We start from the raw sequence: 21,061 nt of genomic DNA on the forward strand, positions 1-21,061 counted from the left end.
CCGTATGGACGAAGCAATTCGCTCGCTGTAGTAGCGTTTCCGAAGAAGCCAATTTGAGAATACGACTGCAGTAGGAGCAACCCTGAGCAGAAAACCGACAGGATACCCTAAAAGGTACCATTTTTAATGTAATTCAAGAAAACATCTAGAGGATAAAAAAAAACCCTGCTTCTGCAGGGTTTTCTTAGAACAATTAACGCTTGGAGTACTGTGTTGCACGACGTGCTTTGTGCAAACCGACTTTCTTTCTTTCCACGCGTCGAGAATCTGTTGTCATCAAGCCGCGAGCACGCAGTTTTCGACGGTAAGAGTCAGGATTAGGTTCTGCACCTTCAACCAGATCGGACTCATCATAGGCAACTAACGCACGGGCTATACCCAAACGAACGGCGCCTGCCTGGCCAGAAATACCGCCACCAACGACTGTCGCATAAACGTCGAATTTGCCCATAACATCCACTGTTTCCAGCGGCTGGCATACAACCATGCAAGAAGTCTCGCGACCGAAATAATCTACTAAAGCACGATTATTGATCACGATTTCACCTTTACCAGGGCGTAAAAACACTCTGGCTGTTGAGCTTTTTCTACGGCCAGTACCGTAATATTGCTGTCTTTCAGCCATAATACTTATTCCTCAATCTCAAGTTGCTTAGGTTGCTGTGCTGTATGCGGATGCTCATTACCGGCATACACTTTCAGTTTACGGTACATTTCTCTACCTAGAGGATTCTTTGGAAGCATCCCCTTCACTGCCAGCTCGATAATACGCACAGGGTTCTTTGCCTGTAATTTATCGAAAGAAATTGATTTGATACCACCAGGAAATTCTGAGTGATGGTAATAAACCTTTTCTTTGAATTTGCGGCCAGTGACAGTCACTTTCTCCGCATTCGTTACAACGATATAGTCCCCTGTATCAACATGAGGGGTATACTCAGCCTTGTGCTTGCCTCTTAAACGACGAGCAATTTCAGTAGCAAGACGACCTAAAACTTTGTCGCTAGCATCGACTACATACCAGTCACGTTTGACTTCGTGTGTCTTGGCGCTAAATGTCTTCATTAAATAACTCCGTACCGCCTTATTGGTAATCTTTCAATCTTGGACGGGCGATTTTAACCAAAACCGTGCTAACCTACAAGTAAAATGCAATAAATTCTTGCGAGGTTTTACAATTTGGCTGAAAGATATACGTTTAATTGGGGATTAGCAAGCGTTCAACTGAATGACCAGCAATTAAATGGTTGTCTATAATTTCATCAATATCAGCTGTTGTTGCATAGTTATACCAAACCCCTTCTGGATAAATCACGATACAGGGTCCGACACTACATCGACCAAGACACGCAGATTTACTTACTCTTATTTTGCCAGGACCATGCAAGCCCAGCTCTAATAATTTTGTTTTCATGTAATCAAAAAACAACTCTCCGCCTGTGTTCGCACAACATTGCTTACCAGCAGCTTTCTGATTAGTGCATAAAAAAACATGCTTTGTATAATGGGTCAAAAGACTACTTACCTCGCTCCTCAATTTTAGTTTTTAATTTGAGCCCTGGTTTAAAGGTAACAACACGACGTGCTACTACCGGAATTTCTTCCCCTGTCTTGGGGTTCCTACCTGGTCTCTGTGGCTTGTCACGTAAGGTAAAATTACCAAATCCAGATAATTTAACATGCTGGCCATTTTCAAGAGCATGCCTTAGTGTTTCATAAAACTCTTCAACCATTTCTTTTGCATCAGGTCTGGTCAATTTTAACTCATCACATAAAGTTTCTGCAATCACGGCCTTACTTAGTGCATTCACGATTAGTCCCTCAATATAATGGCAAATTTTTCTTCCAGTTTCTTGATTATAGCACTGATTATCTCATTGATCTCATTATCGACCATTGTTCGTTTATCATCCTGCAAAGTAAGTGCAATTGCCAGACTTTTTTTACCTGCTGGAATTGTCTCTCCAGTATACACATCAAAGACATCAAAAGATTTTAGTAAAGCCTCATTAACGGTTTGCCGAACTAATTGCTCTATCTGTGCGGCACTCACTTCATTATTAACCAGCAACGATAAGTCACGACGGATCTGAGGGAATTTTGAAATTTGCTGATAACGTACTGCCTCTGTGTTAATCAGCGCACCCAATCGAAGCTCGAAAAGCACTACCTCGTCCGGACTATCCAGCGCATCTGCTATACGTGGATGCAACACACCACACCATCCCGCTTCCTGATTAGCAACCATAATCCGGGCTGACTTCCCTGGATGAAGTGCAGGATGTACATCAGCAATAAAATGGACTTCTGGTAATTGCAACGCAGCAAACAGTGCTTGCAAATCACCTTTTGCATCATAAAAATCAAACTTGGCGGTTTTTTCGCTCCAATTCATTGCTCCTTGCTCGCCAGTCAGTAATCCAGCTATGCATGCATGCTCCTGCAAAGAACCTTGCTGTAAATCAAAAACCACTCCATTCTCAAATAGCTTAAGTGCTGTTTGCTGCCGATGTGTATTGTAGACCATCGCAGCAATCAATCCTGGCCACATGCCTACCCGCATTTGCGATAATTCAGAAGAAATAGGATTTAATAATTGCATGGTAAGGTTTTGGGGATACAGCTCTTGTTGCAACTCGGGATCAACAAAGCTGTAGCTAATTGTTTCATTGTAGCCACGTGCAATAAAAAACTGGCTGCAACGTGCAGCTAGCGATTCTAAAGGATTGATATTTCCGGCCTGGACCGTGGTATTCATCTTAGCGCCAGGTAATTTATCATAACCATGTAGACGAATTATTTCTTCAATCAAATCAACATCTAAACTAATATCAAAACGATGAGAGGGGATATTAATCTGCCATGCTTCAGCTGTTTTTCTATCAACATCCATGCCCAAGCCTTGTAGCATTCTAACCATTTCCTCTTCAGCAACGGCCAATCCTGTTAGTTGTTGCACCTTGGCTGGATTGAACAGTATCTTATTTTTTAAGGGTAAGGCGGCTAACTCAGAGGCAGACGATACAGGGCCAGCATTTCCACCAACAATATCCAGCAATAGATCAGTAGCACGCTCAAGAGCCAACAACTGCAATGCTGGATCAACCCCTCGTTCAAAGCGCTGGGATGAATCAGTACACAACCCATAACTGCGTGCTATACCAGCAATTATTATTGGACTGAAAAAGGCACTTTCAAGAAAAATATCCGTAGTATGCTCCTGAACCGCACTATCCTCACCCCCCATAATTCCAGCCATTGCCAAGGCTTTTTTATTGTCAGCAATCACCAATACCCTGTCATGCAAATTAATTTGTTGCCCATCCAGCAATTGCAATGTTTCGTTTGCTTTAGCAAAACGAACATTAATATTCCCATCAATAGATTGCAAATCAAAGGCATGCATTGGTTGACCGAGCTCTAGCATTACATAATTAGTAATGTCGACGACTGGGTGGATAGGACGTAACCCTGCCCGGCGCAAACGCTCAGCAATCCAAATCGGTGTATGTGCCTGAGGATTAATACCACGAATTACACGCCCATAATATTGTGGGCAGGCATCCGAGTTGAGCAGTTTAATCGTCAATTGCTCATCGGTAGTCGGTAAACTAGTCTTTTCGGGTAGCGGTTGTAGAGGTAATGAAGTTAAAACAGCCACCTCACGTGCAACACCCAAAACGCTAAAACAATCGGCGCGGTTAGGCGTTAAATCGATATCGAGTACTTGATCGTCAAGTGCAAGATAAGTACGTAAATCCGTCCCTAACGGAGCATCTTCATCCAACTCCATAATACCGTCAGAATTCTCGGCAAGCCCCAACTCCGTAACAGAACATAGCATACCTTGCGATAATTCTCCGCGAAGCATTGATTCTTTAATTACTAAGCCACCCGGTAAATTAGCCCCAATTTGTGCGAGTGCTACTTTCAAACCTTGGCGCACATTTGCCGCGCCACAAACTACTTTTAACGGTTTTCCAGCGCCAGTATTAATTTCGCACAAGGTCAGTTTATCTGCCTGGGGATGAGGAGTCGTATTTAAAACTTCTGCGACAATGACCCCCGTAAAAGCACCCGCAACTGGAGTCACTGCATCAACTTCCAAACCTGCCATGGTCAGAAGAGACGCTAATTGCTGTCCATTCAAAGAAGGGTTTACCCATTCACGTAACCACAATTCACTCACTTTCATTGTAAATACCCGCCTAATATCCGGAGATTATCCAGTAGACCAACATTATTATGTGTGGCTGCTAGAACTGTTTTAAAAAAGTTAAGTCGTTTTCAAACATCATGCGTAAATCATCAATTCCAAAATACAGCATAGCCAATCTATCCATTCCCATACCAAAAGCCCAGCCTTGATATTCATCTGGAGAAATATTAACCGCGGCAAGCACATTCGGATGTACCATACCGCAACCCAAAACTTCTAGCCAACCTGTGAATTTGCATGAACGGCAACCCTTACCAAAACATTGCGTACACTCGATATCCACCTCAGCAGAAGGCTCTGTGAAAGGAAAATAAGATGGTCTAAAGCGTAAAGCCAACTCTCGTCCAAAGAAATCAGCAAAAAAATCCTGTAACAACCCTTTTAAGCCATTGAGCGTAGCCTGTTTATCAATAAGCAAGCCTTCTACCTGATGAAACATCGGTGTATGGGTGACATCTGAATCGCAACGGTAAACTCGTCCTGGGGCAATCAACCTTAAAGGTGGTTTCCGCTCTTCCATTGTCCGAATTTGGACGGGTGAAGTATGAGTGCGCAACAAATGCCCATCCCCAAAATAAAAGGTATCGTGCATGGCACGGGCCGGATGGTGCCCGGGAATATTAAGTGCTTCAAAATTATAAAATTCAGTTTCAATTTCAGGACCAGTGACAATATCAAAGCCTAACCGACTAAAATAATCATTAATGCGTTGCTTTACCTGAGTTACTGGATGTAAAGAACCATGCTGATTGGTACGGCCCGGCAACGTTACATCAATTCGCTCAGCAGCCAATTTTCTCTGCAACTGCGCTTCTTTTAAATGCAACATCTTTTCTTCAATGAGAAGGCTTATCTCTCGTTTAGCCAAATTAACTAACTGACCTACCTTGGGTTTTTCTTCTGCGGATAAATTAGCTAACCCTTTGAGGATTTCGGTGAGCTGTCCCTTTTTGCCCAAATAGTCGACACGAATCGATTCAAGGGCGGTAACGTCTTCTGCCTGAGCGATGGCATCAGCAGCTTGTTGCTGCAACGCAATGATATCTTGCATGATTAGAACCCACACGTAAAAAAGGAGGCCACAGCCTCCTTGTTAATTATCACGACAAAACTGATTAGGCAAGCGCAGCTTTCGCTTTTTCAGCTACAGCAGCAAAGGCGTGTTTATCGTATACAGCCATGTCAGCCAGAACTTTACGATCCAACTCGATACTCGCTTTTTTCAAGCCGGCAATCAAACGACTGTATGATAAACCACACTCACGAGCCTGTGCATTAATTCGAGTGATCCACAAAGCGCGGAACTGGCGTTTTTTCTGTCGACGATCCCGGTAAGCATATTGTCCAGCTTTGATAACCGCTTGTTTGGCCACACGGTAGGTGCGGCTACGGGCGCCGTAATAACCTTTCGCTTGATCTAAAATCTTCTTATGACGTGCTTTCGCCGTCACACCACGTTTAACTCTTGGCATTATTCATTCCTCCCCTTAACTACCGTGCAACATACGCTCAGCCAGACGCGCATCACATTGCTTCAATGTACCTGAAGCAACACGCAACTGACGTTTCTGTTTGCTGGTCTTTTTAGTCAGGATATGGTTTCTATAAGCGCCTCGACGCTTGATAATACCACTAGCTGTCTTACGGAAGCGTTTGTGCGCTCCACGATGCGACTTTAATTTTGGCATAGCATTGTACTCCGCATTTGTTCTGCTATTAATAACGATGCAGTGTAATCGATTAGCTCTTTATCTCACTTTGGGATGAATAATTGAGCCAAAATTTTACAACTACCTTATTTTTTCTTTGGTGCTAAAACCATCAGTAATTGGCGGCCTTCTCGTTTCGCTTGCTGCTCGATCACCGCATATTCAGCGGTATCCTGTTGCAAACGCTCCATGATTTTCATACCTATTTCCTGATGGGCCATTTCTCTACCACGAAATCGTAGTGTGATCTTGACCTTATCACCATGATTGAGGAAACGGACCAGGTTGCGTAGCTTGACCTGATAATCTCCCTCTTCCGTCGTCGGACGGAATTTTAACTCTTTGACTTGAAATTGCTTCTGCTTTTTCTTCGCTTCCGTTTGCTTTTTATTCAATTCAAAAAGAAATTTGCCATAATCCATAATGCGGCAAACGGGGGGGTTAGCTGTGGGCGAAATCTCCACCAAATCATAGCCACCTTCTTCCGCCGCTCGCAATGCTTCCCGCGTTGATACAACTCCCACCTGGTTGCCATCGACATCAATTAAGCGTACCTCAGGTACATTAATTTTTTCGTTAATTCGTGCGCGATCACTATCACGCTTATTCGATACGCTAATGGTTTAATCCTCCAAGTGGTTTATACGCGACCTTTTGCGCCAACTTCCTGACGCATGGTATCACAAATTGTATCAATATTCATCACACCCAAATCCACACCTTCTCTTGTGCGTACCGCGACAGAATTATTTTCAACTTCTTTATCGCCAATAATCAGCAAGTAAGGTACTTTTTGTAAAGTATGCTCGCGGATTTTAAAGCCAATCTTCTCATTTCTCAAGTCAAAATTTGCACGAAAGCCCTGCTTTTGTAAAATAGTTGTCACTTTAGCGGCAAAATCATGCTGTTTATCACTAATTGTCAATACGGCAACTTGCGTAGGTGCCAACCATAAGGGGAACCGACCCGCATAATGCTCGATTAAAATTCCCATAAACCGCTCAAATGACCCCAGAATAGCACGATGTAACATGACCGGTGTTTGTCGACTACCATCTTCTGCAACATATTGGGCATCAAGTCTGTCGGGCATAGAAAAATCGACCTGTATAGTACCGCACTGCCAAATACGCCCTAAACAATCAGCTAGCGAGCATTCAATCTTCGGCCCATAGAAGGCACCTTCCCCCGGAGCATCAACCCATTCAATCCCTCTACTCTGCATAGCAAGCTTTAATGCTTCCTCTGCCTTATCCCAAACCGCATCACTGCCTACCCGCTTTTCTGGGCGCAAGGCTAAACGGTATTTTATCTCTTTAAAACCAAAATCAGTATAGACTGATTGTACTAACTCAAGCATCATTGCTACTTCAGACTGAATTTGCTCTTCTGTACAAAAAATATGTGCATCGTCCTGTACCATGTTGCGCACACGCATTAAGCCATGCAAAGAGCCAGAAGGCTCACAGCGGTGACAGTTACCAAATTCAGAAAAACGCAATGGCAAATCACGGTAAGACCTCAGTCCTTGATTATAAACCTGTACATGGCAAGGACAGTTCATTGGTTTTACAGCATATTGGCGATTTTCTGTTTCTGTAACAAACATCTCATCGCGAAAATTATCCCAATGCCCTGATTTTTCCCACAAAACCTTATCAACCAACTGCGGTGTTTTAATTTCTTGATAACCAAAATCATACAAACGACTACGCATATATTGTTCAAGTAATTGATAAACAATCCATCCTTTAGGGTGCCAAAAAACCATACCAGGGGCAATTTCCTGAAAATGGAATAAATCCAAAGCCTTGCCTAATTTTCGATGATCACGTTTTTCAGCTTCTTCTAAACGATGCAAATAATCCGCTAACGCTTTTTTATCTATCCAAGCCGTACCATAAATACGTTGTAACATTTCATTACGCGCATCTCCTCGCCAATAAGCTCCTGCTACTTTAGTTAGCTTAAATGCTTTCAAATATGAAGTAGAAGGCACATGAGGACCACGGCAGAGATCTTCGAAATCGCCTTGTTTGTATAAGGAAAGCACTTCTCCCTCAGGAATATCGGCAATAATTTTAGCTTTATACTCCTCACCAATATTGCGGAAATAAGCGATTGCTTCATCACGTGGCAATACTCGACGGGTAATTGGATAATCCGCTTTGGCCAATTCTTCCATTTTCGCTTCTATACGTTCCAGATCTTCTGGAGTAAACGGTCTTTGAAAAGCAAAATCGTAATAAAACCCATCATCAATAACAGGTCCAATAGTAACTTGCGCGCTGGGAAATAAGAGTTTAACTGCCTGAGCCAATAAATGAGCTGTTGAATGACGGATCACTTCGAGGCTTTCTTCCTGCTGTTTTTCGGTAATAATCACTAAGGAGCAATCATCACGCATAAGGTAACTAGTATCGACCAACCGACCATCAACTCGTCCCGCAAGTGCAGCTTTTGCCAATCCAGGACTAATACTTTGAGCGACATCATAAACCGTTACAGGCTGTTCGAAATGTTTGACACTTCCATCAGGCAATTTAACGTTTGGCATTTTGTTATCCTTCCATCCATCAGGCAGGTAAAGTTTCAATCATAATTGCAATAACAACTGGTAGCTAGAGAATAATTTCAACGACAAAAAAAAACCCTGCGGGGCAGGGTTAAGTTGGTAGGCACGAGTGGGATCGAACCACCGACCACCACCATGTCAAGGTGGTGCTCTACCACTGAGCTACGTGCCTATTATTCGTTCTATACCGAGAATGGCGTTGATTATATAAAAGCTATGATTACAAAGCAAATAATTTTAATACTTACTGAATTTACTAGAAATTCAACGCTCTTCGTTAAAATTTGAATTTAATTTGGTCATTTAGTTAGATAAATTTCTCATTAAATCAAATTTGACCTCGATCTCGATGTTTTCTGTAAGTCTGACTTGTTAAGAGGAGGAAGGCTTGAATGGAACTGCTGATTATTCAAGCCATATTCAGGATGCGAGGTTAGCCGCCATGGCTAGACCACTTTAATAAAACATTGCCCTACTTTGTTCCATCACGTAGAGCAAAATTCCCTGTTTGGACACTATTGAAACAACTCCTTGTTTCTCATTCTATTATTACAGAACAATATAAAATTGCAACCATTAATTTCTAAAAGAAATATTTAGTTTCGTTTTGTTGCAAATTTGCAGGAAATCTTAGCCTTTGCTACACTGCGGCAATTCGGTTCCTCAGAAAGCGCGTTCATGGAAAAAGTCGATTTAACTAAACAATTTGCCTATCGCCTACGTGATGCCATGATTGCTGCCGGGTTTAATTCACAACGCTCTACATCAGGAGTATGTATTCATAAACTAGCGGAGATCACCGGATATTCACTGCAGATCTGCCGTAAATATTTACGGGGTGAAGCAATTCCAGAACCGACCAAACTTGTTGAGATTTCTTCGAAACTTAATGTTTCGCCTGGTTGGTTACTCTTCGGTGATCATCACCACGGCTCTCCACAGCCGGAAGATAGAATTACAATTAATAGGAATTTATTACATTATGTTTTTACTCAAGTAGGTGAACTATATACTAATTGCCTACTTGGGGATGAGCTTCCTGATTTCTTGCTGGAATTGATCAATGACGTTGGTCAAATCAATGCGACTGAAGAGCAATCAAAAAAAATCATTGATTTGGCTCTTTCCTCTATTAAACGATTTAGTCACTAGCATGGAGCAATTTAAGTATTAGTTATGGATATTCACAACGAGATAAGACCACATTCGCAACTACTAAAATTATTGTTTGCCTTTAAAAACAAAGTAGGGGCTGTATTCAAAGATATCCTCGGCATACATGAAATTAATCATATTGCCATCACTCGTGTTGGTATTGAACAAGAGATAGTCATTTTCTCTTCCACGCCAGCACTTGAATTTAATCTGTTTAGTAGCGGGCTCTGGCATTATGATCAAACCTATCATCCCGCCTGGTTTCGCTTAGGGGTACAAACTAGCTGGCAATCATTATATAGCCCGACTCGTTATGATGAACTTTATTATCTGAAACAGATCAAACATCATTATCCAATCGGCTCTTCTCTCGCAATCTGCCAGGACAATGTCTTTTACATTTATTCATTGGCCAGCAAACAATCTTGCTCCCAAACACAAGAAATTTTTACCAACCAATACGATGACTTTCGTAAAATTGGTTTATACTGCACTAATCAGCTGCAGGATCTTTTTAGAACTTGTGATAACTTGGCAAGCCTGTCTGAGCCCCAAGAACTTAAACAGCTAACACCTATGGACTCTCTGGTTTAGTCTTTATATTCTTCCTATCCATGCGGGCGTCAGGGATAGGCCTGATATTCTTGGGCATGACATCTCACAGGTCAAACAAAGTTGATTTTCTAATAGCAAATTAGGAAATGAGTAACGATTAATTATTTGCTTATATAGGAACAAAAACCAGGAATCAGGAAGAAATTTGTCATCACTGAGCCCTCAAAACTGGATTTAGAGGGCTAGCCGAAAGGTAGAAACTCTCAACGCTTTTTAAACCACCACTGTCTCTTGTAGTGTATCAGCCATATTAGCGTCAGCCTGACTGTGTTGATCAAGTATATGGCAATAGGTTTGACGTTTAACGGGATCTGTTTCTTTTGCACAACGTTCCTGAAAAGTATCGAGAACGCCGTTATCTGCGCTACCAGCAAATGAGAAAAAAGGAATTAAACAACTTATTGCTACTGCTGCTAATTTTTTCATCAATGACCCTTTTAATTGGTTAAGTTAGACTTAAAACACTTAAAGAGAGCACTACCTTATTTCAACACAAGACTAGTGTGCACTAAAATCTATTAAATTTAAATTTTTATTTTAGTTTTCTTCAAATGTCTCTATTAGCTTTTCCATTTTTATCTTTAGAAACAAAAGATTGCCCATAAATCTGTTACAAAAATCCTTGAGAGTCTGATAAAAACTTCTCATTGCAACCAATCATTCTTTCTATTGACGACGCGCATTGTAACACAAGAAACATCTTTTTCTCAAATCTTTCTTGTTTATTAAAAGCATTATTTGATTAAATTAAGGACACCCCTCTTGATTACCCTGCTTGCCTCGGGTGATGAGTGATAAAAGAAAAATCAAAAAATTAGACGAAAAATCATTCCATTAATATAAAAAAAGTTTAAAATTTTATTTTTTTGCACTGGATCCGACTCTTATGTATAAGCGACTTCTATTTTTATTATTCTTTACTCAAGCGGCAATAGCAGGACCATGGTTCACAGGTCCTTTGCTTGCGCCTGCCGGAAAAACGATTCCCGCAGGCCATTTCAATTTTGAACCCTATGCTTTTTATAGTGGCTATCCGAACGGATTTCGAAACATCGAAGTCATCCCTATTATCACGGCAGGAATCAATGATTTTTTAGATTTGCAAACATCCTTACCTTACGACTACAGTTGGGATCATGGACAACATGGAAATGATATCGGTGATTACAGTTTAGGTTTGGGTATCCAGGTTTTACGGCAAAAAGAAAATTCCTGGCTGCCCGATTTACGACTTGTCTTACAGGAAGTATTTCCTACAGGGCGCTTTGATAACTTAAACCCGCGAAAATTGGGCACGGATCAAACTGGTCTCGGCGCTTATCAAACATTTATTGGCTTGAATTTCCAACGGTTGACTCAATTCACAAACGAACATTATTTGCGTACGCGCTTGGGTTTAGTTGCAGCAAGATTCAGTGATGTCAAAGTCCGTGGAGTCAGCGTTTTTGGGGGCACCCCCTCAACGGAGGGTCGAGTCAACCTGGAAAACAGTTATGCGGTTGATTTAGCTGCTGAATATACATTGACTCAAAACTGGGTTCCTGTTTTTGAAGTATTGTATGTCCATAGTCCAGCAACCAATTTTGATGGTAATCCTGGATTCACCCCCGGAGGTACTGTTGCAGGCGTTGGCGGGAGAGCCGGCGATCAGGTTTCCTTTGCGCCAGCAATTGAGTATAACTTTACCTCAAATCTCGGTGTTATCGGCGGGGTCTGGTTTTCTATCACTGGTCCGCATGCGGCTAAATTTGTTTCGGGAGCAGTTGCGCTGAACTATTATATGTAATTGCCTCTCAATGGGTTTTTAAACATCAAGCGTTTACTCTTTCCATAGATGAGCGCTTGGCCCTCTGTCATAGTTACTAACTTAATCGATGTAAAACAAAGTGTAATCAGGTTGAAATTTATAAAGCAACTCTGGTTGAGCAAGGTGAGCAGGCTCTCCTGATTTTACAAAAAAACAAAATGTCCCTACTATAGAAATTTATAGACTCATCTCTAAGGATGGATGATGTTTCCATGGGCCCTTTTTTTTTTAGTAATGACTCTGCTAACTGCTTTATTCAGTTATAAAGGAACACCTTCTACCGCTACCTACATAACAAAAATTTTATTTTTCCTATTTCTACTCATTTTCCTGGTATTGATAGTCATGAGTGCTTTTGATTCGGCCCCACCGCTATCATTAGATCCTAATGGCAAAATGATTCCTTAAATGAAAGATGACTCACTCCATGGAGAACAAAATCAAAGCAATCATGGCAAACACCATTCCCAAGGTTTGTTTTAGTGACAAGCCCTGCTTTAAAAAAAGTATCGATAACAGTAATGTAATAACAGGATACATGGAAGTAATCAAAACAACAGGCATTGCTGGTCCCTTACGTAAGGCAATAATAAAAAAAATGCAAGCAACACCACTGGCAACCCCATTAAGAAGACCATAAAGACCTCCTTTCACAGATAGTTCCGGTTTGAAATTCAGCAATACAAGAGCAAGGACACCAGATACCAAAACTCCCAGACTGGAATAAAAAGTAATAGAAAGTGGATTAATAAAATTTGCCGCCCGGGCGCCCCAATACCCCCAAGCACCATAAAGACAAAGGGCAATAAGCGATGGATAATACCAAGAACCAATAGTCATCATAAATTTCGCTTTTACAAATCGCTAAACAGCCGATTTTCAATTCCAAAGACAAAGGCTGAGCATAACCGGGCAAGCAATAAAATAAAATCACTAGCGATAAAAATCTGGCAATTTATTTTCATACTTTTCAATTTACCTAAAAAATGAACCAGGATGATATTTTGCCAGCTTGAGTCGAAAAGCATTGGTTTACACTCATCGCAGCAGAGTTTACACGGTAGTATATGAAGGAAGTCATGCTTTTCGGCCAAGAGTAATACGCTCTAGCGTACCATCCATACTCATTTTCACAGGTTCGGTTTTGACTACCCCAGGCAGGATTATTGGAATTAAAGACAAATCAAGGTGGGTTTCATTTAAAAAACAAGTGTTTTCTTTACTAACCAAAAACTCTTTATCAATTAGATTCATTAAGAGGCTCTTAAAGGAAATAATTTGGCTTGCATCATGGGTGAAAAATTTACAATTTTCATATTCACGTTTTATTTCCTCAAGTAATTCATCGATAGTCTTGCCAGGATAGTGAGCCACTACTACAGCCAAAATAAGGACCTCAATACTAGCCAAACTATGCTGAAATCGATTTGGACTAAAAAGCCTATTTTCAGAAAGATCATTTCTCGAACTCATTATGGAAAACTGCAATACCAAAGTGCGTTCGAACCGTTTATTTTTTTTTAATATGGCAAAAAACATATCCGCTTGTGCTTCAGTGAAATATAACATGGCATTCCTGTAATTAATTTGAATCTCAAGCAATCTATGGCTATACAGTATAAATTTAGCAACGACTCTTAATTATTCGTTTTCTGCACCACAATAAACTGCCTATAAATTTTATTCGCGATACGTCTTAAAGGTACATGATTTGTATTGACCAATATAATGATAGAAATTTGCTCATCAATATGGCGAACCATCCAGCTACTATAACCCCGTATCGCACCATTCTTTTGGGCGACAAGCTTATTTCCAAAATAAGATACTTGCCAACCTAAAGCCCATGACCATCCTTTACGGCCAGAAGGCTTACCATCCTGTAAAAAAACTGGACTCCACATTTCCTGATAACTTGCTGATTGTAATAATTTTCCCTTTGTCATGGCTGCATCCCATTTCGCCATGTCGCTAATGGATGACACAATACCACCTGAGCCCCACATTTGCGACCAAGGTGTTCGATTTGAATTGGGAACTACCTTGTTATTGATTACCCGGTATCCAGCAGCTAAACCTGGAGGACTTAAGGTAGCAGGAAATCCTGTTTGCTGCATATTTAGTGGAGTAAATATGTTTTCCGCTAAAAAATCGCTCAGACTCCGCTTACTAACTTTCTCAATGACACGACTCAACAAAATATAACCAAAATTGTTGTATTTAAAATTAGTACCCGGCGAAAATTGCATGGGTTTATTAGCCAGTTTTTGCCAAATACGGAACCAAGGCAAATGAGATCCTTGATGTTGTGGAATACCACTGGTATGTGAAAGCAATTGCCGAATTGTTACAGCCTGCCATTGCTTAGGCGCACGCGGAAGGTATTTTAACACTGAATCGTCAAGATTAATTTTACCTTGTTGCACCAGGAGCATCACTGCAAATGCAGTGATTGATTTGGATACCGAGCCAATACCAAATAGTGTATCTGTTTTTACTGGCAGCCCTTGCAAATCAGCATAACCATACCCCTTCATCAATACGGGCTCACCTTTGTATAAGACTGCAAGGGCCAAACCAGGAATATGGTACTGTTGCATATCAGCTGCTACTAGCTGGTCAACGTTTTGCTCCAATAGGACTGAGTTTGGCACAGCTGCATTCGAAAAAAATGGCCAGACGGAAAATAAAACCAAAACAATAGCAATCACGCTTAATTTCTTATTATCCATGATCTTTGCCATAAAATATGGTCACACATCCCTCTGTTCAAAGATAGAAAAAACGGCAAATTATCCTGTCAATAAGATATCTGGTTCATTTGCCATAACTCTGCACAATTTTATTACTGGAAATTCTATTAAAATAAACCAGGTTTAAGCATTAAAAGGCCTTTTGCAATTTAGTAATTTTGTCAATATTATCATCAAAAACTTGACGTAATGATTCCAAATTTTCCTGATTTATGGCATTAAACTCTTCATCACTTAATTCCTCAGAAACAGTCATATTAACCAGTGTTCTGATGCTTTCTAGTGCTTGGCTTACTTCATCCTCCAAGATCAATAAATGTTTTTTACGATTCTCAATTACCTCGTCACTTTTTTCCAAAGCCATCGCTTCTTTTTTTACCCGGATCTCTGCCAATAAACCTTTAAGCTTTTGATCTAACCGTAAAATACTGTCATGCATTTCCTTGTCGACTGCATTAATAAATTTGGATGGTGCGGGTTGTTCGTCAATCATTATCCTCTCTCCAAAACTCTAAGGGGTTATTTATTATAAGCCTAGCGCATACGTTCTATTTCGCCAGTCAGATAAACAGTGTTATGATTGCATCTTTTTGACGCAATGCAAAACTATGTTATTACATTACCTATTTATCATGGGCATTTGTGTGGAAGCAATCACTGGTGCCATCGCTGCAGGTCGAAAAAAAATGGATTTTTTTGGAGTCATGTTGATTGCCTGTATTACTGCTCTCGGCGGCGGAACCGTACGCGACGCTCTTTTTAATACTCATCCGCTTACTTGGGTCGCTCATCCTGAATACCTATTATACACTTCAGCCTGTGCTTTTTTAACTATTTTTATTGCCCATTCCCTGGTTCGGATTATGAAGGTTTTCCTTATACTCGACGCACTAGGTTTATCAACTTTTGTGATCATCGGTACGCAGAAAATTCTTGCTAGCGGCCTTTCTCCAAGCATCGCCATCATTAGCGGCCTGATTACAGGTATTTGTGGTGGAATGTTACGCGACATATTGTGCAATGATATCCCGCTTGTGCTGCGTAAAGAACTGTATGCGGTTATTGCTTTGGCTGGAGCCTTACTATTTATTATTCTGGCTCATTTTCATGTGGCCCATGAGCTCAATGTTATCATTACATTAATTGCTATTTTCTCCGCTCGTCTACTGGCTATTTTCTTTCACATTGAAATGCCCAAGTTTGACTACTCAGAAAGTCTGCGCAAACGGCGGCGAAAATAATTCACCGCCGTTTGAGCAGTTTGCCATTCAAATTTCGCTAATTTCATGAATAACAACATCTTCCAAAGGCACATCTGCATGCCCCATGCGTTGTCCTGTCTTAACTTTCACAATAGAATCAACAACATCCATCCCGTCAATCACCTCACCAAAGACACAATAACCATACCCTTGTGGATGCTCCCCACTAAAATTCAAGAAGGCATTATCGGCGACATTAATAAAAAATTGCGCTGTTGCCGAATGAGGATCCATCGTTCTAGCCATAGCGATGGTGCCTCGTTTATTCGCTTTGGCTGATTTAGCTTCGTTAGCAATCGATGCGTCTGTTGGCTTCTGCGTCATCTCAGCAGTCAACCCCCCGCCTTGAATCATAAAACCATCAATTACACGATGAAAGATCGTATCATTGTAAAAACCCTTACGAACATAGTTGCGAAAATTTTCGGCAGTTTTAGGGGTATTTTCTTCATCCAACTGTATACGAATATCGCCTTTTGAAGTAGAAATTAAAATCATTATGTCTCCTATTATCTCTTAAAGATTATGACGCAAGTATTAGGTCGCGCATTTTAGCACAAACATCATGCATTACATGGATATTATGTATACTTGCCAATGCGGTGAACAAATTAGCCTTTTGTTTAGAAAGATGATGTAAAAAAGCGCGCGAGTGATTCCTGCAAGTGTAACACAAACAGCTTGCCATCACCGGTGATGTATCGTCTGCAAAACAGGCTTTCTTAATCTGAATACGCTCATTCTCATAACTACTGACAAATCTTAACCACTGCCCCTCGGGAAGAAGTTCACCACAATACAGAGCGCCGTGACGAGCATTACGGGTTGGTGCCACACAATCAAACATATCAATCCCTTCAGCAACAACATCCAATAAATCTTGCGGCGACATACCTACTCCCATGGTATAGCGCGGCTTATTCTCAGGCAGGTACTCCCTGACCCAACGAATTATTTCCACAGTAGTGGGCATATCAAAACCTACCGTTTCTCCACCAATCGCAATACCATCTGTATGCATGGAAGAGACAAAATCAGCACTTTCCCGTCGCAGCTCTTCGTAGATACCCCCTTGCACAATACCAAACAAAGCCTGGCTTGCACCATAACGAGAATTCGGGTATTGCTGATGATAGGCTATCGACTGTTTAAGCCAACGGTGTGTACGCACCATTATCCTCTGTACTTCTTCACGAGAACAACTGTCGGGGGTGCATTGATCAAAAGCCATAATGATATCAGCACCGATAATTTTTTGTGTTTCCAAAGACATTTCAGGAGTCATATGAATCAAACGCTGTGTACCTGGCAATTTGAAATGCGCTCCCTCTTCATCGATAGTACAAATCTCTTTATTCTTTGATAAAGAAAAAACTTGAAAGCCCCCACTATCTGTTAGCATGGGGCCTTGCCAACCCATAAAGCGATGCATCCCTCCCGCTTGCTCAATGATCTCCATGCCAGGAGCACAAAGCATATGGTAAGTATTGCCACCCAGGATTATCTGACTTCCCGCCTCTTGTAATTCGCGCGGGGTCATATTATTCACACCAGCTCGAGTGCCAACAGGCATAAATACTGGTGTTACAAAATCACCGTGGGGAGTATTAACACGTGTAACCCGTGCTTTGTTGAAAGGATAATTCTTAAGAACCTCGCAATGGAACTTATTCGTCATAGCTTGTTTTATCGATTGTAATGGTGTGCGATGATAGCCAAGTGGCCTCATATTTACCAGTATTTACTGGTCCTCTCGGCATTAAATCGCTGGTAAAAATACTTTATTGCCCACCTGACGGACTATTATTCGCGTTTCATAGTTTACCAGTTTGATAGTGTTTGGATTCACCGCATTGCAGTTAAACATACGCCATAGTATGAGCACGACCTAGCGTCAAGCTGTAAATACTATGGCAGTTAACATAATTTAATTTTCTAATCGGCGGATGATAAAAAAAGCGGCTACCAGCATAAATAAAAAATAAAATGCCGACCAGGCAGGCATGGAGAGGCCAAGCCAAGTCCAATTAACCTCAGCACAATCCCCTGCGCCCCAAAAAAGAGCATGTAAAACATCGCTCCAGGGAAAATACCGCACTAAGACTCCTAAATCAGGCATACAAGCCGGAGCTTGGCCGGCAGGCAAGGCTTGCAGCCACAGTTGGCGGCCAGCAAAAAATACACCGCCCAAAGCAAAAATAATTTGCAAAACAGCGATGATTTTACGCGGCTTAATCCGCTCTGCATAAATCCCTATCAGACCTAATATAAACAATAAAAAAACACACAGGCGTTGCATGAGGCACAAAGGGCAAGGCTGCAAATTCTTCACATATTGAAAATAAAAAGAACTTATAAGGATAAAAAAACTTAACCCTGCCAATAAAATTTGTCCCTGTCGATAAATAACTTTATTCATGTTCTGATGTCATATATTGAATAGCTTGCTTAAGATCGTCTTCGCTGCATTCTTGGCAGGTTCCCTTCGGGGGCATGGCGTTCAGTCCTTTAATAGATGAAGCAACAAGCCCATCCAATTTCTTTTGTTCAATTCGTGGTTTCCAATCCGCTGCAACTCGAAATTTAGGTGCACCCGCCACACCATCACGGTGACAAACCGAACAATATTTTTCATAAGTAGCCTGTCCAGGAGCCTCTTTGGCAGAACTGGCTTCTGCTTTAACAGGTTTTGCAGTGGAAGTAGGTGCGGGCTCTTGTCCTTCTACACGTACCTGGCCAATCGGTTTAATTCTTTGTTCAATTTGTTGGCGGTCAAAATCATCGCTAGCGTAAGCACTCAACGCTATAGCAATGAGCGAGATTGCAAAACTAAGACGCATAGGGATTACCTTTTCATACCTGAATATAAAAATCATACCGACAAGAAGATAGTATTTCCAGCCTGTCTTCACATTGTTCGACTATCTGCTATAGTTTTTTACCTCAATAACCAATTAGTCTTTCTTTCATAACGAGAGCATTGATGCAACAGACAAGACTTAGCAAACAACTGGGTATCCACTTTCCTCTTATTCAAGCACCAATGGCGGGAGGCGCGACAACACCATCCTTAGTTGCCGCCGTCTGTAATGCCGGGGCACTTGGTTCTCTTGGTGCAGGCTATCTAACCGCCAACGAACTTAGAGAGAGTATTCTAAAAATTCGTACTTTGACTGATAAACCATTTGCAGTAAATCTGTTCATTCCTGAAATAGCTGTAGCCAGCGAAAAACAAATTCAACAAGCTTGTAAAGTGATTACTAATGCATGCGCAGAACTTAAGCACAAAGTTAAACCCGTGAATCTTCCTTATACCCCTTCTTTCGAGGAGCAAATGAAAGTTATTGTGCAAGAAAGAATACCTATTTTCAGCTTTACTTTCGGCATACTTGCTCCACACTGGGTCACCCAATTAAAAAAAAATAATACTATCTTAATTGGAACTGCAACAACGGTCGAAGAAGCTTTGCTTCTCGAAAAATCTGGTATTGATATCCTGGTTGTGCAAGGTAAAGAGGCAGGTGGTCATCGCGGTACTTTCCTTGGTAAAGCCGAAGATGCTTTGCTTGAGCTTAGAGAACTATTATCTTTATTAAAGGCACAGGTAAAAATACCGGTTATTGCTGCAGGCGGTATCATGAATAATAAGCATATAGCTGAGATTCTCGCCCTTGGGGCTATGGGCATACAAATGGGAACCGCTTTTTTAACCTGCCTGGAATCAGGTATCCATCCAAAATATAAAGAAATTCTATTAACTTGTCGGAAAGACAATACTGTCCTCACCAGGGCATTTTCAGGGAAATTTGCTCGCGGCATAAGAAACAAATTTACCGAACGCTTAACAAACCAAGAGAACGCCATTCTTGCCTATCCAATACAAAATGCCTTAACAAGGAGCATGCGTGTTGAAGCAGCAAAACAAAATTGTACGGATTTTATGGCTTTATGGGCAGGACAAGCAGTTCATTTATGTCAAGAGAAACCTGCTGCTGACTTAATAAGAGAATTAACCAATGAAGTTATTGAATTTAACCAATAGTAATCTCCTTTCTTTTCCTAAGGAAATTATAGAATATGACCAGTTAGAAACACTTTATCTCGATCAAAATTGTATAAGGCACTTACCTGATAATATTTCTCAGCTCACCAGGCTTAAAAAAATAAGTCTCTATGATAACGATTTAAACGATTTACCCTCTTCTTTCTTTGCGATGGAAAACTTAGAGGCGGTGAATCTAAGTGCTAATAAAATTGTCTCTTTTTCAGAAAATATTTCGCAACTAAAAAATTTGCAAATTTGGGATATACAGCACAACCAATTAACCGAAATCCCTGAATCACTCGCTAATTTGAGCAAGCTAAGTTTTCTTTATTTAGGTGGTAATCAACTTCAAACACTGCCAAAAACTTTTGGAAACTTAAAAAATCTCCTCTATCTAAATTTAACTTATAATCAATTTACTTCGCTTCCCGATTCCCTGGGAAAATTAAGTAATCTTATTGAATTACGCCTATATAAGAATCAACTTCAAAGCTTACCTGATACTTTAAGCAAGTTAGCAAAATTGAAAGAATTGTATGTCATGGACAATCAACTAACCCAACTACCTTTATCCATCGGTAAACTAACCAATTTACGAAAATTAATGTTGGAAAATAATCAATTAAATTCGCTCCCTGCAAGCATTGGTGATCTTAAAAAACTCACTGATCTAGATCTGCGCAATAATCAAATAACTCATCTGCCCGAATCAATCGGTCAACTTAAAGCACTACGGTTCCTTGATTTGCGGGGCAATCAACTATCCGAACTTCCAGTCACGCTCCAGAAATTGAGCAAGCTTGAAAAACTTGATTTGCGATTGAATAAATCCCTGCTTTTGCCTGATTGGCTACCTAAATTAGCACAACAAGGATGTACTATTTTTGTATAACCAACTGAAATTGCTTAAAAAAAAACCAA

26 protein-coding genes and 1 tRNA gene are annotated in these 21,061 nt (G+C 40.8%); 7 read left to right on the top strand and 20 right to left on the bottom strand.

The features are described from left to right. Nucleotides 1–193: 193 nt before the first annotated feature. The 11 genes from rpsI to Lfee_RS13680 all read right to left on the bottom strand — a co-directional run bounded on the left by rpsI (nucleotide 194) and on the right by Lfee_RS13680 (nucleotide 8,675). Nucleotides 194–625, bottom strand: a complete 432-nt coding sequence (gene rpsI / locus Lfee_RS13630) for a 30S ribosomal protein S9 (protein ID WP_058447546.1) — start codon at nucleotides 623–625, stop codon at nucleotides 194–196. A gap of 5 nt (nucleotides 626–630) precedes the next feature. Beyond that, nucleotides 631–1,065 carry a 50S ribosomal protein L13 gene (rplM, locus tag Lfee_RS13635; RefSeq protein WP_058447547.1) on the bottom strand — a complete coding sequence of 145 codons (435 nt, stop codon included), beginning with the start codon at nucleotides 1,063–1,065 and terminating at the stop codon, nucleotides 631–633. A gap of 133 nt (nucleotides 1,066–1,198) precedes the next feature. After that, nucleotides 1,199–1,513 (bottom strand): (2Fe-2S) ferredoxin domain-containing protein, encoded by a 315-nt coding sequence (locus tag Lfee_RS13640; RefSeq protein WP_058447548.1) that lies wholly within the window; start codon nucleotides 1,511–1,513, stop codon nucleotides 1,199–1,201. A gap of 4 nt (nucleotides 1,514–1,517) precedes the next feature. Further along, nucleotides 1,518–1,811 (bottom strand): integration host factor subunit alpha, encoded by a 294-nt coding sequence (locus Lfee_RS13645; RefSeq protein ID WP_058447549.1) that lies wholly within the window; start codon nucleotides 1,809–1,811, stop codon nucleotides 1,518–1,520. 2 nt (nucleotides 1,812–1,813) lie between these two features. After that, nucleotides 1,814–4,195, bottom strand: coding sequence for a phenylalanine--tRNA ligase subunit beta (gene pheT, locus Lfee_RS13650; protein WP_058447550.1), 2,382 nt, complete (start codon nucleotides 4,193–4,195; stop codon nucleotides 1,814–1,816). A 61-nt stretch (nucleotides 4,196–4,256) separates the two neighbouring features. Next, complete coding sequence (pheS, locus tag Lfee_RS13655; RefSeq protein ID WP_058448031.1) at nucleotides 4,257–5,270, bottom strand: phenylalanine--tRNA ligase subunit alpha; 1,014 nt, start codon at nucleotides 5,268–5,270, stop codon at nucleotides 4,257–4,259. Nucleotides 5,271–5,334: 64 nt separating this feature from the next. Further along, on the bottom strand, nucleotides 5,335–5,691 hold the full coding sequence (gene rplT, locus Lfee_RS13660) for a 50S ribosomal protein L20 (RefSeq protein ID WP_058447551.1): 357 nt from the start codon (nucleotides 5,689–5,691) through the stop codon (nucleotides 5,335–5,337). A 15-nt stretch (nucleotides 5,692–5,706) separates the two neighbouring features. After that, nucleotides 5,707–5,907: a 50S ribosomal protein L35 gene (rpmI, locus tag Lfee_RS13665; RefSeq protein ID WP_019218047.1), complete on the bottom strand. Its 201-nt coding sequence runs from the start codon at nucleotides 5,905–5,907 to the stop codon at nucleotides 5,707–5,709. A gap of 107 nt (nucleotides 5,908–6,014) precedes the next feature. Then, nucleotides 6,015–6,548, bottom strand: a complete 534-nt coding sequence (gene infC, locus Lfee_RS13670; protein ID WP_058447552.1) for a translation initiation factor IF-3 — start codon at nucleotides 6,546–6,548, stop codon at nucleotides 6,015–6,017. Nucleotides 6,549–6,568: 20 nt separating this feature from the next. Further along, entirely contained in the window at nucleotides 6,569–8,485 is a 1,917-nt protein-coding gene (gene thrS / locus Lfee_RS13675) for a threonine--tRNA ligase (RefSeq protein ID WP_058447553.1), read from the bottom strand. Between the two features lie 115 nt (nucleotides 8,486–8,600). Next, nucleotides 8,601–8,675: transfer RNA gene (locus Lfee_RS13680), tRNA-Val, on the bottom strand. 506 nt (nucleotides 8,676–9,181) lie between these two features. Between Lfee_RS13680 and Lfee_RS13685 the strand changes: the two genes are divergently transcribed. Then, nucleotides 9,182–9,655, top strand: a complete 474-nt coding sequence (locus Lfee_RS13685; RefSeq protein WP_058447554.1) for a helix-turn-helix domain-containing protein — start codon at nucleotides 9,182–9,184, stop codon at nucleotides 9,653–9,655. 24 nt (nucleotides 9,656–9,679) lie between these two features. Further along, complete coding sequence (locus Lfee_RS13690) at nucleotides 9,680–10,252, top strand: hypothetical protein (protein WP_058447555.1); 573 nt, start codon at nucleotides 9,680–9,682, stop codon at nucleotides 10,250–10,252. 234 nt (nucleotides 10,253–10,486) lie between these two features. On the opposite strand, the gene Lfee_RS13695 is transcribed toward Lfee_RS13690, so the two are convergent. After that, on the bottom strand, nucleotides 10,487–10,699 hold the full coding sequence (locus Lfee_RS13695) for a hypothetical protein (RefSeq protein WP_058447556.1): 213 nt from the start codon (nucleotides 10,697–10,699) through the stop codon (nucleotides 10,487–10,489). A gap of 460 nt (nucleotides 10,700–11,159) precedes the next feature. Here Lfee_RS13695 and Lfee_RS13700 point away from each other — a divergent pair, with 460 nt between their 5' ends. Together Lfee_RS13700 and Lfee_RS13705 are read left to right on the top strand one after the other, a co-directional pair. Beyond that, nucleotides 11,160–12,059 carry a hypothetical protein gene (locus Lfee_RS13700; protein ID WP_058447557.1) on the top strand — a complete coding sequence of 300 codons (900 nt, stop codon included), beginning with the start codon at nucleotides 11,160–11,162 and terminating at the stop codon, nucleotides 12,057–12,059. A 225-nt stretch (nucleotides 12,060–12,284) separates the two neighbouring features. After that, nucleotides 12,285–12,488 (top strand): DUF1328 family protein, encoded by a 204-nt coding sequence (locus Lfee_RS13705; RefSeq protein ID WP_058447558.1) that lies wholly within the window; start codon nucleotides 12,285–12,287, stop codon nucleotides 12,486–12,488. 12 nt (nucleotides 12,489–12,500) lie between these two features. On the opposite strand, the gene Lfee_RS13710 is transcribed toward Lfee_RS13705, so the two are convergent. From Lfee_RS13710 to Lfee_RS13725, 4 genes are all read right to left on the bottom strand, one after another. Then, entirely contained in the window at nucleotides 12,501–12,920 is a 420-nt protein-coding gene (locus Lfee_RS13710; RefSeq protein ID WP_058448032.1) for an EamA family transporter, read from the bottom strand. Between the two features lie 237 nt (nucleotides 12,921–13,157). Continuing rightward, the gene (locus Lfee_RS13715; RefSeq protein ID WP_058447559.1) at nucleotides 13,158–13,649 is read right to left on the bottom strand and encodes a hypothetical protein; all 492 of its coding nucleotides are present in this window, start codon (nucleotides 13,647–13,649) and stop codon (nucleotides 13,158–13,160) included. A gap of 68 nt (nucleotides 13,650–13,717) precedes the next feature. Beyond that, nucleotides 13,718–14,812, bottom strand: a complete 1,095-nt coding sequence (locus tag Lfee_RS13720) for a serine hydrolase domain-containing protein (protein ID WP_058447560.1) — start codon at nucleotides 14,810–14,812, stop codon at nucleotides 13,718–13,720. Between the two features lie 151 nt (nucleotides 14,813–14,963). Beyond that, the gene (locus Lfee_RS13725; protein WP_058447561.1) at nucleotides 14,964–15,326 is read right to left on the bottom strand and encodes a hypothetical protein; all 363 of its coding nucleotides are present in this window, start codon (nucleotides 15,324–15,326) and stop codon (nucleotides 14,964–14,966) included. Between the two features lie 115 nt (nucleotides 15,327–15,441). Here Lfee_RS13725 and Lfee_RS13730 point away from each other — a divergent pair, with 115 nt between their 5' ends. Next, the gene (locus Lfee_RS13730) at nucleotides 15,442–16,074 is read left to right on the top strand and encodes a trimeric intracellular cation channel family protein (protein ID WP_058447562.1); all 633 of its coding nucleotides are present in this window, start codon (nucleotides 15,442–15,444) and stop codon (nucleotides 16,072–16,074) included. Between the two features lie 27 nt (nucleotides 16,075–16,101). On the opposite strand, the gene Lfee_RS13735 is transcribed toward Lfee_RS13730, so the two are convergent. The 4 genes from Lfee_RS13735 to Lfee_RS13750 form a co-directional block, all read right to left on the bottom strand. Further along, entirely contained in the window at nucleotides 16,102–16,593 is a 492-nt protein-coding gene (locus Lfee_RS13735) for a peptidylprolyl isomerase (protein ID WP_058447563.1), read from the bottom strand. Nucleotides 16,594–16,618: 25 nt separating this feature from the next. Beyond that, nucleotides 16,619–17,773 carry a tRNA guanosine(34) transglycosylase Tgt gene (gene tgt / locus Lfee_RS13740; RefSeq protein WP_058448033.1) on the bottom strand — a complete coding sequence of 385 codons (1,155 nt, stop codon included), beginning with the start codon at nucleotides 17,771–17,773 and terminating at the stop codon, nucleotides 16,619–16,621. A 249-nt stretch (nucleotides 17,774–18,022) separates the two neighbouring features. Then, complete coding sequence (locus tag Lfee_RS13745) at nucleotides 18,023–18,514, bottom strand: disulfide bond formation protein B (protein WP_058447564.1); 492 nt, start codon at nucleotides 18,512–18,514, stop codon at nucleotides 18,023–18,025. Next, nucleotides 18,507–18,935: a c-type cytochrome gene (locus tag Lfee_RS13750; RefSeq protein WP_058447565.1), complete on the bottom strand. Its 429-nt coding sequence runs from the start codon at nucleotides 18,933–18,935 to the stop codon at nucleotides 18,507–18,509. The genes Lfee_RS13745 and Lfee_RS13750 overlap by 8 nt, the downstream gene beginning before the upstream one ends. A gap of 143 nt (nucleotides 18,936–19,078) precedes the next feature. On the opposite strand from Lfee_RS13750, the gene Lfee_RS13755 reads away from it, so the two are divergent. Then, nucleotides 19,079–20,137 (top strand): NAD(P)H-dependent flavin oxidoreductase, encoded by a 1,059-nt coding sequence (locus tag Lfee_RS13755; RefSeq protein WP_058447566.1) that lies wholly within the window; start codon nucleotides 19,079–19,081, stop codon nucleotides 20,135–20,137. Beyond that, entirely contained in the window at nucleotides 20,112–21,032 is a 921-nt protein-coding gene (locus Lfee_RS13760) for a leucine-rich repeat domain-containing protein (RefSeq protein WP_058447567.1), read from the top strand. The genes Lfee_RS13755 and Lfee_RS13760 overlap by 26 nt, the downstream gene beginning before the upstream one ends. Nucleotides 21,033–21,061 lie beyond the last annotated feature (29 nt).

The organism is Legionella feeleii (genome assembly GCF_001467625.1).
Taxonomy (GTDB): Bacteria; Pseudomonadota; Gammaproteobacteria; order Legionellales; family Legionellaceae; genus Tatlockia; species Tatlockia feeleii.